The 17,272-nt window shown below is 60.8% G+C and carries 17 protein-coding genes; 10 read left to right on the forward strand and 7 right to left on the reverse strand.

The window, feature by feature from the left end:
* Window positions 1-47: 47 nt before the first annotated feature.
* The 4 genes from ACEN8R_RS10860 (at window position 48) to ACEN8R_RS10875 (ending at window position 4,633) form a co-directional block, all read left to right on the forward strand.
* The gene (locus ACEN8R_RS10860; RefSeq protein WP_018928985.1) at window positions 48-1,397 is read left to right on the forward strand and encodes an APC family permease; all 1,350 of its coding nucleotides are present in this window, start codon (window positions 48-50) and stop codon (window positions 1,395-1,397) included.
* Between the two features lie 119 nt (window positions 1,398-1,516).
* Entirely contained in the window at window positions 1,517-2,533 is a 1,017-nt protein-coding gene (locus ACEN8R_RS10865; RefSeq protein ID WP_064617605.1) for an arginine N-succinyltransferase, read from the forward strand.
* Between the two features lie 61 nt (window positions 2,534-2,594).
* Window positions 2,595-3,629: an arginine N-succinyltransferase gene (gene astA, locus ACEN8R_RS10870; protein ID WP_086945598.1), complete on the forward strand. Its 1,035-nt coding sequence runs from the start codon at window positions 2,595-2,597 to the stop codon at window positions 3,627-3,629.
* Window positions 3,630-3,763: 134 nt separating this feature from the next.
* A complete protein-coding gene (locus ACEN8R_RS10875) occupies window positions 3,764-4,633 on the forward strand; it encodes an isocitrate lyase/PEP mutase family protein (RefSeq protein ID WP_018928982.1) in 870 nt (289 codons plus the stop codon).
* A gap of 51 nt (window positions 4,634-4,684) precedes the next feature.
* Here ACEN8R_RS10875 and hcnC read toward each other — a convergent pair whose 3' ends face one another.
* The 4 genes from hcnC to ACEN8R_RS10895 all read right to left on the reverse strand — a co-directional run bounded on the left by hcnC (window position 4,685) and on the right by ACEN8R_RS10895 (window position 8,265).
* On the reverse strand, window positions 4,685-5,944 hold the full coding sequence (gene hcnC / locus ACEN8R_RS10880) for a cyanide-forming glycine dehydrogenase subunit HcnC (protein WP_018928981.1): 1,260 nt from the start codon (window positions 5,942-5,944) through the stop codon (window positions 4,685-4,687).
* The gene (hcnB, locus tag ACEN8R_RS10885) at window positions 5,937-7,346 is read right to left on the reverse strand and encodes a cyanide-forming glycine dehydrogenase subunit HcnB (protein WP_230139129.1); all 1,410 of its coding nucleotides are present in this window, start codon (window positions 7,344-7,346) and stop codon (window positions 5,937-5,939) included. Before hcnB ends, hcnC begins: the two co-directional genes overlap by 8 nt.
* Window positions 7,343-7,657, reverse strand: coding sequence for a (2Fe-2S)-binding protein (locus ACEN8R_RS10890; protein ID WP_018928979.1), 315 nt, complete (start codon window positions 7,655-7,657; stop codon window positions 7,343-7,345). Before ACEN8R_RS10890 ends, hcnB begins: the two co-directional genes overlap by 4 nt.
* A gap of 287 nt (window positions 7,658-7,944) precedes the next feature.
* Window positions 7,945-8,265, reverse strand: a complete 321-nt coding sequence (locus ACEN8R_RS10895; RefSeq protein WP_064617596.1) for a YdcA family protein — start codon at window positions 8,263-8,265, stop codon at window positions 7,945-7,947.
* Between the two features lie 160 nt (window positions 8,266-8,425).
* On the opposite strand from ACEN8R_RS10895, the gene ACEN8R_RS10900 reads away from it, so the two are divergent.
* Together ACEN8R_RS10900 and ACEN8R_RS10905 are read left to right on the forward strand one after the other, a co-directional pair.
* Window positions 8,426-9,109: a response regulator transcription factor gene (locus tag ACEN8R_RS10900; RefSeq protein WP_018928977.1), complete on the forward strand. Its 684-nt coding sequence runs from the start codon at window positions 8,426-8,428 to the stop codon at window positions 9,107-9,109.
* Window positions 9,087-10,481 (forward strand): sensor histidine kinase, encoded by a 1,395-nt coding sequence (locus ACEN8R_RS10905; RefSeq protein ID WP_018928976.1) that lies wholly within the window; start codon window positions 9,087-9,089, stop codon window positions 10,479-10,481. Before ACEN8R_RS10900 ends, ACEN8R_RS10905 begins: the two co-directional genes overlap by 23 nt.
* 100 nt (window positions 10,482-10,581) lie before the next feature.
* Here the strand turns inward: ACEN8R_RS10905 and ACEN8R_RS10910 are convergent, their stop codons facing one another.
* Both ACEN8R_RS10910 and ACEN8R_RS10915 read right to left on the reverse strand, forming a co-directional pair.
* Window positions 10,582-11,088 (reverse strand): DinB family protein, encoded by a 507-nt coding sequence (locus tag ACEN8R_RS10910; protein ID WP_018928975.1) that lies wholly within the window; start codon window positions 11,086-11,088, stop codon window positions 10,582-10,584.
* Between the two features lie 223 nt (window positions 11,089-11,311).
* On the reverse strand, window positions 11,312-12,430 hold the full coding sequence (locus ACEN8R_RS10915) for an NAD(P)/FAD-dependent oxidoreductase (protein WP_018928974.1): 1,119 nt from the start codon (window positions 12,428-12,430) through the stop codon (window positions 11,312-11,314).
* A 452-nt stretch (window positions 12,431-12,882) separates the two neighbouring features.
* On the opposite strand from ACEN8R_RS10915, the gene ACEN8R_RS10920 reads away from it, so the two are divergent.
* From ACEN8R_RS10920 to ACEN8R_RS10930, 3 genes are all read left to right on the forward strand, one after another.
* Window positions 12,883-13,179 carry a hypothetical protein gene (locus ACEN8R_RS10920; RefSeq protein ID WP_018928973.1) on the forward strand — a complete coding sequence of 99 codons (297 nt, stop codon included), beginning with the start codon at window positions 12,883-12,885 and terminating at the stop codon, window positions 13,177-13,179.
* Between the two features lie 199 nt (window positions 13,180-13,378).
* A complete protein-coding gene (locus tag ACEN8R_RS10925; protein ID WP_018928972.1) occupies window positions 13,379-15,049 on the forward strand; it encodes a Na/Pi cotransporter family protein in 1,671 nt (556 codons plus the stop codon).
* 95 nt (window positions 15,050-15,144) lie between these two features.
* Window positions 15,145-15,462, forward strand: a complete 318-nt coding sequence (locus ACEN8R_RS10930; protein WP_495624863.1) for a DUF2388 domain-containing protein — start codon at window positions 15,145-15,147, stop codon at window positions 15,460-15,462.
* Window positions 15,463-15,497: 35 nt separating this feature from the next.
* Here ACEN8R_RS10930 and ACEN8R_RS10935 read toward each other — a convergent pair whose 3' ends face one another.
* Window positions 15,498-16,445, reverse strand: coding sequence for a pyridoxal-phosphate dependent enzyme (locus ACEN8R_RS10935; protein WP_495624864.1), 948 nt, complete (start codon window positions 16,443-16,445; stop codon window positions 15,498-15,500).
* 166 nt (window positions 16,446-16,611) lie between these two features.
* Between ACEN8R_RS10935 and ACEN8R_RS10940 the strand changes: the two genes are divergently transcribed.
* Entirely contained in the window at window positions 16,612-17,271 is a 660-nt protein-coding gene (locus ACEN8R_RS10940) for a methyltransferase family protein (RefSeq protein ID WP_018928969.1), read from the forward strand.
* Window position 17,272: the final 1 nt, after the last annotated feature.

Here is a 17,272-nt window from a genome sequence, read left to right on the forward strand (position 1 = left end):
TTTCAAACTCGCAGCGTGTAGCTGCTTATATCAAGGAGAACGGCTTCATGGACATTGAAGAATTCGGCTACAGGCAAGAGTTGAAACGTAGCCTGTCACTGACCGACCTGGTGGTGTACGGGATGATCTTCATGATCCCCATCGCTCCGTTCGGCGTGTATGGTTACGTCAACGCCGAAGCACCCGGCATGGTGCCGCTGGCCTACATCATCGGCATGGTGGCGATGCTGTTCACCGCCCTCAGTTACGGCAGCATGGCCCGGGCCTTTCCGGTGGCGGGCTCGGTGTATTCCTACGCACAACGCGGCCTCAACCAACATGTCGGGTTTATCGCCGGCTGGCTGATGCTGCTCGATTACCTGCTGATTCCGCCGCTGCTCTACGTATACGCGGCGATGGCGCTGAATCATTTGTACCCGGACATCCCGAAAGTCGGTTTCATCCTGGCCTTTCTGGTCAGCGCCACTTTCGTCAACCTGCGGGGCATCACCTTCACCGCGCGGATGAACATCATCTTCCTGCTGGCGCAACTGGTGGTGCTGGGGATCTTCCTGTTCTACGCCTGGACTGCCTTGCACAGTGGCGGCGGTAACGGTCAGCTGACCCTGGCGCCGCTGTACAACCCCGAGACGTTCAACTTCGCCCTGTTGATGCAAGCGGTGTCGATCGCGGTGTTGTCGTTCCTCGGCTTCGATGCGATTTCGACCCTCGCCGAAGAGATCAAGGGCGATCCGGGCCGCAGCGTCGGCAAAGCAGCGTTGATTACCCTGGTGGTGATGGGCGTGATCTTCGTCGTGCAGACCTGGATCGCCACCGACCTGGCCGCCGGCCTGGGCTTCAAGTCCGCCGACACCGCGTTCTATGAAATCGCCGAAATCGCCGCCGGTAGCTGGCTGGCCACCCTGACCGCCGTGGCCACTGCGCTGGCCTGGGGTGTGGCGGTCGCCATCACCTCCCAAGCGGCGGTTTCGCGACTGCTGTTCGGCATGGCCCGAGACGGCAAACTGCCAAAAGTGCTGGCCAAAGTGCACCCGAAACACAACACACCGTACTTGAGCATTTATCTGGTGGCGGTGCTGTCGCTGGTGATCTGCTACCTGTTCATCAACTCGGTGGACACCCTCACCTCTCTGGTGAACTTCGGCGCCCTGAGCGGCTTCATGCTGCTGCACCTGACCGTGATCAACTACTACTGGCGCCGGCAGCAATCCGGCCAGGTGATCCGTCACCTGATCTGCCCGGTCATCGGCTTCATCATCGTCGCCGCCATCATGTACAACATGGGCGTCGATGCACAGAAACTCGGCCTGATCTGGATTGCCCTGGGCCTGGTCTATCTATTCTTCCTCAACAAACTGGGTGCCAGCACCGCACTGCCCGACCCAAGCAACGGCTGACAAGAAAAAGAGCAACGTCTGACATGATTTCAGGCGACTGCCGATTTTACGCGTGGAAACCGACAGTGATAGTCAGGTTCGGTGCAAGCCGCCGAACCCTTTGATACAGGAGTATGTCCATGCTGGTCTTACGTCCAGTCGAGTTAACCGACCTGCCCCAGTTGCAGCAACTGGCGCGTGACAGTCTGGTGGGGGTCACGTCCTTGCCGGACGACACCGAACGCCTGAGGGAGAAAATTCTCGATTCCTGTGCTTCGTTCGAAAAAGACGTCCAGGGCCAAGGTCCGGAGAACTATTTCTTCGTGCTGGAAAACCTGACGACTCGCCGTCTGGTCGGCTGCTCGGAAGTGCTCGCCACCGCCGGGTTCGGCGAGCCGTTCTACAGTTTGCGCAACCGCCATTTCACCAGCGCCTCACGGGAGCTGAACATCGAGCATGGGGTGCCGGCGTTGTCGTTGTGCCAAGACCTCAGCGGTCACTCTTTGCTGCGCGGTTTCCATATCGACTCGGCACTGGAGCGCACGCCATTTTCCGAGTTGCTGTCCCGGGCGCGACTGCTGTTCATCGCCGCCCACCCGGCACGTTTTGCCGAAGCGGTGATCACCGAGATCGTCGGTTACAGCGACGAACAGGGGCAATCGCCGTTCTGGGATGCTCTGGGCAAGCATTTCTTCGATTTGCCTTACGTCGAGGCCGAGCGGCTTTGCGGCCTGCAGAGCCGAACATTCCTCGCAGAATTGATGCCGCAATACCCGATCTACGTGCCGATGCTGTCGCAGGCTGCGCAAGATTGCATCGGCCGGATCCACCCCGATGGCCAGGAGGCCTTCGACATTCTGGAGCGCGAAGGCTTCGAGACCAACAGCTACATCGACCTGTTCGACGGCGGCCCGACGCTGTACGCCCGCACCTCAAGCATTCGTTCCATCGCCCAGAGCCAGGCCGGCACGGTGCAGACGGGCTCGCCCATCGACGCCCGTGGCAGTTACCTGGTGAGCAACGATTCGTTGAAGGACTACCGCGCCATCGTCGCCGAACTGGACTACTGCGCCGGGCAACCTATCGCTTTGAGCGCCGAGATGTGCGCGGCCTTGAACGTGACCGACGCCAGTGCGATCCGGCTGATCGCCCTGTGAGTGGCAACCGGCCCCGAGCCCAACGACAGCGCCCGAGCAGGCGCGAAGAAGGAGCTGCATCATGATTTTGCGCCCGGTTCAAATGACCGACCTGCCCGCTTTACTGGATTTGGTACAACGGGCCGGCCCCGGGTTCACTACCCTGCCGGCCAACGAAGAGCGCCTGACCCACCGGGTGCGCTGGGCCCAGCGGACTTTCGCCGGACAGGTCGAGCGCGCGGATGCCGACTACCTGTTTGTGCTCGAAGACGATGATCAGCAAGTGGTCGGCGTCAGTGCCCTGATCGGGGCCGTCGGTCTGCGAGAGCCCTGGTACAACTACCGGGTCGGGCTCACGGTCAGTTCATCGCCGGACCTGGGTATTCAGCGCCAGATCCCCACGTTGTTCCTCAACAACGAAATGACCGGGCAATCGGAAATCTGCTCGTTGTTCCTGCGACACGATCAACGTTATGGCAGCAATGGTCGATTGCTGTCGCTGGGGGGGCTGCTGTTCGTTGCCGAATTCCCCCAGCTGTTCGGCGACAAGCTCATCGCCGAACTGCGCGGCAGTGCCGACGAACATGGCTGCTCACCGTTCTGGGACAGCCTGGGCCGGCACTTCTTCAAGATGGATTTCAGCCATGCCGATCACTTGTCGGGGCTGGGCAGCAAAGCGTTCATCGCCGAACTGATGCCGCGCCAGCCGCTCTACACCTGCCTGCTCACCGAACAGGCCCAGGCGGTGATCGGCAAGCCCCACCCCAACACCGAACCGGCGCTGAAGATCCTCACCGCCGAGGGGTTTGCCCATAAGGGTTACATCGACATCTTCGACGCAGGCCCGGTGATCGAAGCCCCGGTGTCGAGAATCCGCGCGGTGCGCGACAGCCAATCACTGGTGCTGGCCATCGGCACGCCCGACGACCAGGCCCCGGTATGGCTGATCCACAACCGTCGCCTGGAAAACTGCCGCATCACCACCGCCCGGGCGCGGCTGGTGGGCAATAGCCTGGTGGTCGACCGCCTCACCGCCAAACGCCTGCAATTGCAACCCGGCAGCTCGGTACGCGCGGTGCCGCTGCTCAACCAACAGCAGCAAGCGGTAGCGGCGTGAGCGGAAAAGATCTTGCGTTCACTTGCCAAAAAAATTCGTCATCATCCTTTACCCGCCCGCGTGATAGCCTTTTGTTCCTTCGGCGTTGACACTTTTGCTCAAGCCCTTCCATTCCTTTATATGGTGGAACTCGTATGTCCAGGCTTTCTCACCAAGATTTACGCCGTAATTTCCGCCAACTGCTCGCTTCCGGCATCTGCTACCACACGGCCTCTGTCTTCGACCCGATGTCGGCACGCATCGCCGCCGACCTGGGTTTTGAGGTGGGAATCCTGGGTGGTTCGGTGGCGTCGTTGCAGGTATTGGGCGCCCCCGATTTTGCGTTGATCACCCTCAGTGAGTTCGCCGAACAGGCCACCCGCATCGGCCGAGTGGCGCAATTGCCGGTCATTGCCGACGCCGACCACGGCTACGGCAACGCGCTCAATGTCATGCGCACCATCGTCGAACTCGAACGCGCCGGCGTGGCCGCCCTGACCATCGAAGACACCCTGCTACCGGCGCAATTCGGTCGCAAGTCCACCGACCTGATCACGGTCGCCGAAGGTGTCGGCAAGATCCGCGCGGCGCTGGAAGCCCGGGTCGATTCGGAAATGGCGATCATCGCCCGCACCAACGCAGGGATCCTGCCGGTCCAGGAAATCATCAGCCGCACCCAGCATTACCAACAGGCCGGGGCCGACGGGATTTGCATGGTGGGCGTGCAGGATTTCGATCATCTGGAACAGATCGCCGAACACCTGAGCGTACCGCTGATGCTGGTCACCTACGGCAACCCGCTGCTGCGCGACGACAAACGCCTGGCCGAATTGGGCGTGCGAGTCACCATCGACGGCCATGGCGCCTACTTCGCAGCGATCAAAGCCACTTATGACAGCCTGCGTGAACAGCGCCAGATCTTCACCCAGGCCTCCGACCTGAACGCCACCGAACTAACGCATACCTATACGCAGCCGGAGGACTACATTCGTTGGGCCAAGGAGTTCATGAGCGTTAAAGAGTGACGGCACAAGCGCCCTCACCACAGCGCTCGCGCGTCTGTGGTGAGGTTGAGGTCAAGCCATGTGCGCTTCTTTCGATTCGACCTCCGGCGTCACTTCAAACCGATCCGCCAGAAACGGTGTGATATCCAGCGGCAACGGCTCGTTATTCACCAGTTTGTCCAGCACCACGCCGGTAATCGCCGAGGTCAGGATGCCGGTGCGGAAATGTCCGCAGGCATTGAGGTAACCCTGCACCCCTTTCATCGGCCCGAGAATCGGCAGTTCGTCCGGCGAACCAGGACGTAACCCGGCCCAGCAACGTTTCAGGTTGATGTCGGCGAGCGCCGGAATGCAGCGCACTGCGCCTTGCACCAGGCTGCTGATTTCCGGGTAGGTGGTGGTCACGTCAAAACCTTTGTCTTCGGTGGTGCTGCCGATCAGGATTTCGCCATTGTCTTTCTGCGCCACGTAACAGTCGCTGGTGGTCAGGCAACCGCGCAGGATCTTCGGCATGCGCTCGGTCAGTAGGATCTGGCCCTTCACCGGTTTCACCGGAATGCGAATGCCGGTGGCCTGCTCGCTGAGGTCGGCGGCCCACGCACCCGCAGCGTTGATCAGCGTATCGCAACGGAACACACCGGCCTCGGAGGTCTGCACGCCAGTGACCTGCGAGCCGTGATGCAGCACCCCGGTGACGTTGGTGTTGAAGTACAGGTCCACACCGTTTTGCCGCGCGCCTTCGGTGTAGGCATCGGCCAGGCGGAACGGGCTGACCTGATGGTCGCAGAGAAACTCCAGCGCCCCCCTCGCCTCATGGCTGACACTTGGCTCGGCTTCGCGCAGTGCCGCTTGATCGAGCCAGCGCACCTGATCCGCCAGGTGCGGAATGCACGCCACGATGTGCTCGGCGTAGAGCCGGTCTTCATCGTCGTAGATCACGAATTTCAAGCCGGTCCTCTCGAACTTGAAATCCATCCCGTGATTGTCCTGCAGCTCCCGGTGCAAATCCGGGTACATCGCGTTGGACTGCAAGGCGAAATCGAAGAACGACTGCGGCAGGATATGCGGCGTGCTGGAGTCCACCGCCACCGCCGCGCCCTGGGCTTCGCGCTTGCGATTGGCCGACATCATGCGGAAGAAAATCACCCCGCAGCCCAAGCCCACCGACTCACCGATCGCCCACAAGCCCCCGGCCGAAGCACGGGTCGCGTTGCCGGGTCGCTTGGCGTCGATCAGCGCGACTTTCAGGTGTTTGCGCTTGGATAACTGATAGGCGCAGGACGCCCCGATCACACCGCCGCCGGCGATGATCACGTCGTAGAACTTACTCATGGCTTGCAGCCTCCGTGCCGACAGACTGGAATGCTGAAAAAGGAATCGGGTCGACGGGAAAGCGCGGTCGCAACCAGCCCACATCTTGCCGCCCGGTGGCTTCGCGCAAACGGTCGGTGCAATAACCGACGCACATCCGCCCCTGACAGTCGCCCATGCTCACGCGGGTGCGCATTTTCAGGCTGGCCAGGTCTTGCACACCCTGCTCCAGCGCCCGATCGATGTCGGCGCGGGTCGCGTGCTCACAGCGGCAAATCACCGTGTCGGCGACCGGCAATGCGGTCTGCCCGGCACCGCGTTCGGTGTAACGGTCGACGGCGGCGCGAAAGCGCACGATGGACTTGAGTTTCGACAGGTAGCGGTCACGTCTGACCCGCGCCAACTCCGCATCCAGCACGTCACGTTGCAGCAGGATCGACACTGCTGCGATTCGTCCCGCGAGCATGGCCGCCTCGCCACCGCGAATGCCGCCCATGTCACCGGCCAGATGCACATGGGGTTCGCTGCTTTGCTGCCAGACATTGGCGCTGGCCCGCAGGTAGCCGTCATCGCTGAAGCCATGGTCCAGGCCCATTTGCTGGCTGAGTTGGGTGCGAGGAATGAAGCCATAGCCGACCGCCAGGGTCTGCGCGGCAATCCGTTCGGCGCGGCTCAGGTCTGGCTCCCAGGTGCTGGAGTACGGCGCGACAGTCACCGAACTCAACTCATCCTCGCCCTGTGCGTCGACCACGCCCCAGCCATAGTGCATGGGAATGCCGTGCAGTTTCAGGTACGCGAGCATGCTCAAACCGTCGAGGAACAACTGTGGCTTGTTCAATAGCGCGAGGCTTTCCCGGGCGATCTTGCCGAACCCGCACGCCTCGTAGACTCCGGCGACGCTCACCCCCGAAGCGTGTAGCTGGCAGGCCACCAGCGGCAACAGCGGACCGGTGCCGGCAATCACCACCGGCCCCTGGGGTTGAACGACGCCGCTCTTGATTTGCAGTTGCAAACCACCCAGCAGAATCACCCCAGGCAAGGTCCAGCCGGGGAACGGTACGCTGCGCTCATGGCAACCGGCAGCCAACAGCAGCTGCGGGTATTCGACCTCCTGCAAATGCTCGTTGATGTCCAGCACCACCAACGCCCGGGTGCCTTCGGCGCCGACCACGCGGTGGTTCAAGCGCACGTCGATCAGGCCCGACTGCTCGTGGAATTCTCCATGCAGTTTGGCCAGCACTTCCGAATAGCGTGGCCCCAGGTAATCCAGTTGCACGTTATCGCGCAAGGGGCCGCGATAGACCACCCCGCCAAGACGCGAAGCCTCTTCGAGCAAGGTACAACGCACACCATGGCGCGCCAGTTCAATGGCCGCGGCCATACCCGCCGGCCCGCCGCCGACGATCACCGGTTGCAGGCTCATAAAACCTCCTGCCCGGCGATACGGTTGACCCGGGTTTCGATGCGCATGCCCTCACGCACGATCGTCTGGCAGGCACGCCGTTTGTGGCGCCCATCGATTTTCACCAGGCAGCATTGGCACACGCCCATGCCGCAATAGGCACCGCTGATTTGATCGTGATCGTTACGGGCCACCTGGCGAATGCCCAGTGACTGAATGACCGTCAGGACGGTTTCGCCGATGGCGGCGCTGACAGTCTGGCCATTGATGCACACAGTCATATCCGCCCGCACCAGTGGCTGGATATCGAAGGTTCGGTTTATGCGTTGCATTGCGATTGTTCATCCGTGAAAGGTTCAGGTGAGATTCTTCAGCTCCATGCTGCACTACACCTTGCGGGCCACCTGACTAATAACAACGAGAAGGTCTGCACTGGTACTTCGACAACGCATCAGCTGCGCGTCCAAGCAATGTAGTCAATACCGCGAGATGGGGCTGGATCTTTTTATGTTAGGAAATATCGCCGAAGGAAATATTGATCCAGGCCAGTGAAAACACCTGCGTCCTATCCAACATCGACGCTAAGCATTGCGCTAAGCGTTTTTTGGCTGCAAACGAATTACTTGCGCTTGTAACTCTTGTTGCCGCTGGGCGTCAGGCAATACACACCGCCTCTTGGCCCGGTGCAGAACGTACCGGTACCGCAGGCGCAGCCTTCGGTTTCCTGTAACAGCGTCTGCGGCCGCGCCTGGCTTTTAGTGCCAAACATCGCCGAACAGCTTTTCTTTGAACCGCTGATGGAGCCGTCATTGCACAGGAACAGATCGCCGTCGCAACGATCGATACCGCCCTTCTTCCCCGAACACGGCGTATTGGCAGCCCAGGCGGATGAACCGAACAGGCACAACAGCACAAATATTGGCATCCAGCCACGAACCATTAAAGTGCGCACAGTGCAGCTTCCATTTAGAGTCATGGCTGGATGATATCAATGTTGCGACCAGCCTCACGAGACCACATGAAAGTTAATTTAATCAGCCGCATGTAATTCTTGGCAAAATGCCTCAACTTCGTATTGAACCGATTATCAGGCAAGCCCTATGACCCGTATTTTGACCATCGAAGACGACGCCGTGACCGCCCGGGAAATCGTCGCCGAACTGAGCAGCCACGGCCTTGAGGTGGATTGGGTCGACAATGGCCGCGAAGGCCTGGAGCGCGCCGTCAGTGGCGACTACGACCTGATCACCCTCGATCGCATGCTGCCGGAGCTCGATGGCCTGGCGATTGTCACCACCTTGCGCACCATGGGTGTGGCCACGCCGATCCTGATGATCAGCGCCCTCTCCGACGTCGATGAACGCGTGCGTGGCTTGCGTGCCGGCGGCGACGATTACCTGACCAAACCGTTCGCCACCGATGAAATGGCCGCCCGGGTCGAAGTCTTGCTGCGCCGGCAGAACACCGTGACCGCCCAGGCCACTACGTTGCGCGTGGCCGATCTGGAGCTGAACCTGATCAGCCACGAGGCCAGCCGCGACAGCCAGTTGCTGACGCTGTTGCCCACCGAGTACAAGTTGCTGGAATTTCTGATGCGCAACACCGGGCAGATTCTGTCGCGGATGATGATTTTCGAAGAAGTCTGGGGTTATCACTTCGACCCCGGCACCAACCTGATCGACGTGCACATCGGCCGTCTGCGCAAGAAAATCGACCCGCCAGGCAAAGCCCCACTGATTCGGACCGTGCGAGGCTCGGGTTATGTCATTGCTGAACCCCTCTAAAGGCTGGCGTTCCTCCAGCAGCCGTTTGCTGGCGCTTTACAGTTCGCTGTTCGTCGCCTGGAGCGCGATTCTCATGGGGGTCATGTATTACGAGGTGTCCAACTACCTCGACACCCTCGCCAAACACTCGCTGATGCAACGTCAGCATCTGTTTTCACGCTTCCAGGGCGAGCAACTGGTGGATGCCCTCGCCGCCAGCATGACCTTCGACATTCGCGGCATCGATGCCTATGGCCTGTTCGATGACCAGCAGCGCTACCTCAGCGGCGCCTTGCGCCAGATCCCCGAAGAACTGCCGCTGGACGGCAAAATTCACATGCTCGGCGATTGCGCCGAATCCGACGACCCGACCCTGCCCGCCGACAGCTGCGACGCCGTCGCGACCCGAACCCTGGACGGCCGCTGGCTGGTGCTGGTGCGGGACAACGGTTCGTTGTTTGCCGTGACCCGGATCATCCTGCACGCGCTATTGTGGGGCGTGTCGCTGACGATTTTGCCGGGCATCGCCGGCTGGCATTTATTGAGACGGCGCCCGCTGCGGCGGATCCGGGCGATCCAGGCCAGCGCCGAAGCCATCGTCGCCGGCGACCTGACCCGGCGCCTGCCGTTGTCCAATCGCCGTGACGAACTGGACATGCTCGCCGCCATCGTCAACGCCATGCTCGAACGCATCGAGCGCTTGATGCATGAGGTCAAGGGCGTGTGCGACAACATCGCCCATGACCTGCGCACGCCGCTGACTCGTCTGCGGGCGCAGCTGTACCGGATTCAGCAACAGGCCGATGAAGGCTCGACACTGGCCGTGCAACTGGATTCGGTGCTCGGCGAGGCGGACACCTTGATGGCGCGTTTCCGTGGCTTGTTGCGGATTTCCGAGCTGGAGGATCGCCAGCGCCGTTCGGGGTTCGTGCGACTGGACCCGGTGCCGTTGCTGCGGGAGTTGCATGACTTTTATCTGCCGCTGGCGGAAGAAGGCGAACTGACCTTTGAACTGCAAATGCCCGAATCCTTGCCCGGGCTCAACGGCGACCGCGCTCTGCTGTTTGAAGCCGTGGCGAACTTGCTGAGCAACTCGATCAAATTCACCCCGCCAGGTGGCCAGGTGATTTTGCGTGGGGTGAATGACGCGGGGCACACGCGCATTGAAGTGCTCGACTCCGGCCCCGGGATTGCGCCGGCCGAGCGCGAGGCAGTGTTTCAGCGTTTCTATCGCGCCGAAGGCGGCAACCCGCAAAGCGGATTCGGGCTGGGCCTGTCGATCGTAGCCGCGATTGCCAGCCTGCATGGGTTTACGCTGGAGGTGGACAGCAGTGAGTTAGGGGGTGCGCGGTTGGTGCTCGATTGCCGGCAGAACCTGATTCCCCAGGCTTGACCCAATCTCCATAACAAAGAAGATCAATGTGGGAGCGGCCCCCTCGCCACAGGGCCACTTCCCACAGCGGATTTATGCTGTTATCGGGCCAGGGCTCGACTCAATACCCGGGAACCTCGCGCAAAAACTCTGACAGGTCGGTGATCGGCGGTATGGCCGGAATGTCGAAGTACATCTGAATCACCCAGCCCCGGTGATAGCTGGCGTGGTTGACCACATGCAACAGCATGGCGCCGGCACTCATGACCCCGCTTTCCCCCGACATGGAGGTGAATTCGATGGGTTTATCCAGCGACTCCTCGGTCTGGGCCGAGCTCCAGCCACAGAACCATTGATCAATCTCCTGTTGCGCCATTCGCAACTCGGCGAGCTCGGTATGGAGCAGGCCATGGGAGGTCTTGAAGTCGTGCCCCCGGCCCTCCAGATGAGCTTGCCAGATGCAATCCACCACATAGGTGTGGTTCAAGGCGCCGATCATGTTATTGAACACCGACACCCGTTTGCGATTGAGTTCCTCAGGTGGCAGCGCCATGAGGCTGTCGAAGAGTCGCTGATCGGCCCAGCGCTTGTAATCGGCGAGCATGCGGGCAGTGCGTACGTTGATCATCAGAGATCTCCCATGGCGATGGGCGCATTGCCAAGAATAGTCCTCGCAGCTGGTTGCAGCCTAAACCCTGATCATCGGTTGCGCCGCACGACTTTGTAGCAGCTGCCGAAGGCTGCGTTCGGCTGCACAGCAGTCGCTAAACCATACGCTGCGGGTGGGTCAGATAAACCACGTGCGCAGGATTCACGACTGCTGCGCAGCCGAACGCAGGCTTCGCCAGCTGCTACAGCGTTTCATTGCGAATTAAACGCTGCACCACCCGTTCGGCCAGCGCCAGGCAACTGGTCAGCCCCGGCGATTCGATGCCGAACAAGTTAACCAAACCCGGTACGCCGTGAACATCCGGGCCGCTGATGATGAAGTCGGCGGCCGGCTCGGTCGGCCCGCTGATTTTCGGGCGGATGCCGCTGTAGGCCGGTTGCAGACTGTCATCGGGCAACGCCGGCCAGTAGCGCCGGATCGCCTGATAGAAGCCTTCGCCACGATGGGGGTCGACGCGATAATCGATCTGCTCGACCCATTCGACATCCGGCCCGAAACGGGCCTGACCACCCAGGTCCAGGGTCATGTGCACGCCCAGCCCGGCGCTTTCCGGTGCTGGATAAACCAGATGCCGGAACGGCGCCGGGCCACTGAAACTGAAGTAACTGCCCTTGCACAGCCAAGCCTTGGGCACGTGCCGCGCCGGCAAGCCTTCGATCCGGCTCGCCACCTCTGGCGCAGACAGTCCGGCGCAGTTGATCAGTTCACGACAGCTCAAGGTCATCGGCTGAGTCCCCCCCATGTGCAGCTCGAAACCCTGTTCGGTACAACGGGCCGATGTAAGCGGCGTATGAAAGGCCACCGAGGTGCCCCAGGCTTCGGCATCGGCCTGAAGCGCCAGCATCAAGGCATGAGAATCGACAATCCCGGTAGACGGTGACCAAAGCGCTGCAACACAAAACAACGCCGGCTCAAGCGCTCGTGCCTGACCGGCATCCAGTAATTGCAGGTCATCGACACCGTTGCGCCGGCCTTGCTCCAGCAACGCCTGCAAGGCATGGCGCTGACGGTCATCGGTGGCCACGATCAGCTTGCCGAGGCGCCGGTAATCGACACCGCGCTCATCGCAGAAGGTATACAGGCGTTGCTTGCCCTCCACGCACAATTGCGCCTTGAGACTGCCGCTCGGGTAATAGATCCCGGCGTGGATCACTTCCGAATTGCGCGAGCTGATGCCCACGCCAATCCCCTCGCCCGCCTCGACCAGGATCACTTCTCGTCCGGTCCGGGCCAAGGCTCTGGCCACCGCCAGCCCGACCACGCCAGCCCCGACTACCACGCATTCGATATCGACGCTCACCTGCCCTCCACTCATTCAAGCCAGCCCTGGATGCGATAATCGATCAGGCTGGAGGATATCGCCAGCATGACTTCATACGGTCTGCTACGTGGCGTTCACACTCTATGTTTAATTTCCCATTTAACGATCATTCAAAATAACAATTAACTGTCATTGACCTGAACACTTTCCAACTTCCCCCCTTCAACACAACCTTAACCGGCTATCGGCGATTGACTTTGCCAACCTGCCTGAGTAAATTGCGCCGGCCGATAACAACGGCTTTTTTCAACTCACAAAAGAATTCAATGGACACAGTATCTAGTCGCTGTCGGATGACTGCTCACACGCAGGATCTGGCACATAACCCAGACAATGACGGGCCTCGACTTTTCGGTCGGGTGAGCTGCGCTAGAGCTTGAGGCTCCACCGTAACTTGCCTCACCGGAATCATTCCGGCCCAGAGGCATGTTATGAACTTCAAAACCACTGTACTGCCGGGCGTACGCGCCTTTGCATCGACCATGCGGGTCAAGCCCTGCCGTGAGCGTCTGCCGACGACTCGGCTCTGCGCCCCGTTCTCCGCCCCTTCTACCCACGCCAAGGTGCGCCCTCGTGCCAACTGGCGTGTCTGCCCGACAACCGGCCGGCTTCAGCAACGCTGGAGCTTCGACGACAGTCAGGACCCACAAAGTCGGCGCATCGCGCGCCTCTTCCAGCAGGCGAGCCTGATGCTCGGCCTGTCTATCGGGGCATGCATTTTCAGTTGATCTGAAGGCACTTCAAAGTCCTTCCAGAACGGTTTCCTTAAACGGGAATCCGACAATTTCTTATTGCCCGTAAAAAATCTGAATTATTGGAATTAGTTGCGGACCATCAAGTAACACCACAATCACGGGTGTTATTCAGATACCACGAGCCGGGTTCCGGGCCTTCAATAAATGCAATACGAAACAAGGGAGAGCCCTCATGTCGGGAACTACTCTACTGATCAACCTCGCCGGCTCCATTGCCCTGTTGCTATGGGGCACTCATATGATTTCTTCGGCGCTGTTACGCGGCTTCGGCACGCCGCTGCGTCAGTGGCTGGGCCACAACCTGAACAACCGCTGGATGGCGTTGCTGTCGGGGATCGGTATCACCGGGGTCTTGCAAAGCAGCACCGCCGTGAGCCTGATGGCGACCTCGTTCACTGCCGCCGGGACGCTGGGACTGGCGCCGGCCCTGGCGGTGATGCTCGGCGCCAACATCGGCTCGACGTTGGTGGTGCAATTGCTCAGCGTTGATGTGTCGATGCTCACGCCCAGCGTTTTGCTGGCGGGCCTGATCGTCTTTCGTCTGCGCGATGACTCGCGCTACGAAAGCGTCGGTTGTGCACTGATCGGCCTGGGGCTGATGCTCCTGGCCTTGCACATGCTCGGCTCCACATTGGCGGAAGTCGAAGGCACGCCGATCTTCCAGCTGATCATGCAGAGCCTCGAGGGCGATCTGGTCATTGCACTGCTGGTGGCGCTGATCCTCACCTGGCTGTGCCACTCCAGCGTGGCCGTGGTGTTGCTGATCGTCTCGCTGGCCGCCACTGGCATGCTCTCGGCCAGCACCATCGTCGCGCTGGTGCTGGGGGTGAACATTGGCGGTGCGCTGCCCTCGGTCATCAACGCCGGATCGAGCGTCGGCCGACGCCTGCCGCTGGGCAACCTGCTGGTGCGTGCGGTCGGTGCTCTGGCGGCCTTGCCGTTTGCCGGGTTGCTCGCTCAGGCGCCGCTCGCGCCCTCGACCCTGGTGGTGTGCCTGCACACCGGTTTCAATCTACTGCTGGCGTTGGTGTTCATCGGTCTGACCGACGTACTCGCCAATGCCCTCACCCGACTGCTGCCGGCACCTGAGCGGGATGTCGATCCCGGCATGCCGTGCTATCTGGACGAAGCCGGCCTGGAAGTGGCCAACATCGGCCTGTCGAATGCCGCTCGCGAAGCGTTGCGCATGACCGACATGTTCTCGACCATGCTCGGCCGGATGCTGCAGCTGTTCCACACATCGCTACCGGCCTGCGCCGATGAAGTGCAGCGGATCGATCAATCCCTGGACCTGCTCAGCGCGGCGATTCGCGCTTATCTGGCCGACATCGGCAAGGAAGGCATCAGTGATAGCGATGCCGATCGTTCCCAGGAAATCCTCACGTTCGTGATCAACCTCGAACATGCCGCGGACATTCTTTCCAGCAGCCTCACGCAGTTGGCCATGCGCCGCTTGCGTCGGGGTGAACAGTTCTCGGCCTTCGAACTGGGCAACATCGCCCCGCTGCACGACGCCGTTCTGGAAAGCCTGAGCCTGGCGATCACCGTGTTCCTGCGCGAAGACATCGCCACTGCCCATCAACTGATCCAGCGCAAGGAGACCGTCAGAAGGCTCGAAGCCTGCGCCAGCCGCGAGCACTTTCGCCAGTTGCAGGAAGACAAAAGTACCTGGGCGCAATCCGGTGATATTTTCCAGCGGGTACTGCGTGATTACCGGCGCATGCATCACCACATCGCCGCCCTGGCGTATCCGCTGCTCGAACGCGCCGGTGAGCGCTCGGTCGAGAGCATCGATGCTCCCGCTACGGGTCGCATGACGGTAGATCTGGCTGGAATTGAGTGAGGCATATGTCGATCGGCAGGGAACTCCTGACCACCGCCAGGCATCCTAAATTATGTGTTACTTCTTTTACGCTTCACGCTTCGGAGGACGCCGTCATGCGCCGTCTGTTTTTAGTATCTTCACTCGTGCTTTGCTTGCCCTTTGGCTCAGCCATAGCCCGTGTGGATGCGGGCGATGTCGCCACCTCAGCCGGGGTATCCGCATCGCTGTACTCAACGTTCAAGGATCACAAAATGGTCATTCCCGCCCGGGATGACGCCTCCAGTTTTGTCGCCAGCGGCGGCACGATCCGTGGCGTTTACCTGGAGTCGGTATTGAAGGAAATTCGCCAGAATCATCCCGACCTGAAGGCCAGCGATGAAGACCTGGCCAGAGCGATCCTCGTTCAAGAAGGTGTTCCAGCCGGTCAATAAAGTCTGAAACGTAAGCGGTAGGGCTAGTGACAGCCCTACCTTGCTTCAACGCTGTGTTTTTCGACCCCGGCAGACAGGCGTGCCCAGCCGGCGACCAACTGCGCGCTGATGCTGACGCCGCCGCACACCACAATCACTACGTCGTGGGCCTCGGCAATTGCCGGATGGTCGAGGTAGGCAATCGCCAATGAAACGCCACACGCCGGTTCGACCAACTGGCGCAGGTCGTTGGCGTAACGAACCACGCCCATGATCGCCTCATCATCGCTGAGCACCACGCATTCATGCGGGAAATCAAGGATGTGCTGCACCGGCCAAGCGGCCACTTGCGCGGCGCCGAGTGACGTGGCAACGGTGTCGATGCGCGGCAGTCTGACCGGGTGCCCGGCAGCGATGGCGGCAGCGAACGACGCCGCCCCCTGGGTTTCGCACGCAACGATCCGACAATCCATGCGCTGATGACGGATCAGGCCGGTGAGCAGGCCCGCCAGCAAACCGCCGCCCCCCACGGACGTCACCAACGCATCGACTTGAGGGCAGTCCTCGAGGATTTCATCGACCATGGTGCTGTGCCCTTCCCACAACACCGGGTGATCGAAAGCCGGCACGTATTCGGTGTCTGCGCCCTTCGCGAGTTCTTTCGCCCGTTGATTGGCCTCGTCCCAGACCTTGCCATAGACAATCACCTCGGCACCGGTTTTTCTGATCCTGGCGCGGGTGGTTTCCGGGGTCGTGTTCGGCACCACGATGCAGGCTTTCAGCCCAAGGTTGGCGGCGGCCACCGCCGTGGCCAAACCGGCATTGCCACCGGAAGGACAGACGACTTTGCGCTTGCCCTGCTCTGCCGCCTGACTGCATAACAGGCCCATGCCGCGCAGTTTGAACGAGCCGCTGGGTTGCAGGTTTTCCAGCTTGAGCCAGATTCGCCGGGTCGGAGTCGACAGACCCGGGTGCAGAATCAGGGGCGTTCTGATGTGAAGCATCGTGTGCTCCTTGTGACAGCACCGGCGCGTTGAGATCTTTCAACGGGCCGGAAGTGAACGGACAGGCTCATCCTTATCCAAGCTTAGTTCACCCTGCTCGACGGCTACCGCTCTCATAACGGGCTGCCCTCTACACTGGTGATATGCCCTTTTTGCGAGATCAGTTATGAAAATCTCAGCCAAACTCGCGTTTTTCGCCCTCGTCAGCACCCTTGCCTACCTCGCTCTCGCGGTGTTCGGGCTGGGCGGGTTGGCGGCGTTTTTCTCGCATCCACCGCTGGTGGTCATTGCGCTGGCAACCCTGGTGATGGCGATCGTGTCATTGTTCAGTGAGGGCAATTTGAGCCCCGGCGAACGTGAAGACCGGGCCAATCGCTGGGTGCTGCCGGTTTTCGGGGTGCTCGGGTTGTTGAGCGGGTATCTGCCGGCCTACACCGACCGGATCGACTTCTGGACCTTCGGTGGCGAGGGCGTGCGTTGGCTGGGTGCGCTGCTGTTCATTGGCGGCGGCGCGTTGCGGATGTGGCCGGTGTTTGTACTGGGCAAGCGCTTCAGCGGATTAGTGGCGATTCAGCCAGGACACCGTCTGGTCACCGACGGAATTTATCGGAATGTGCGCAACCCCAGCTACCTGGGGCTGCTGATCAATGGCGTGGGCTGGGCGCTGGCCTTTCGTTCCGGTGTCGGGTTACTGCTGGTGGCGCTGATGTTGATACCGCTGATCGCCCGCATTCGCTCTGAAGAAGCGCTGTTACGCTCGCAGTTCGGCAACGAATACGAAGCTTATTGCGCCCGTAGCTGGCGATTGATTCCGGGGATCTACTGAA

Source organism: Pseudomonas sp. Pseusp15, assembly GCF_059492165.1.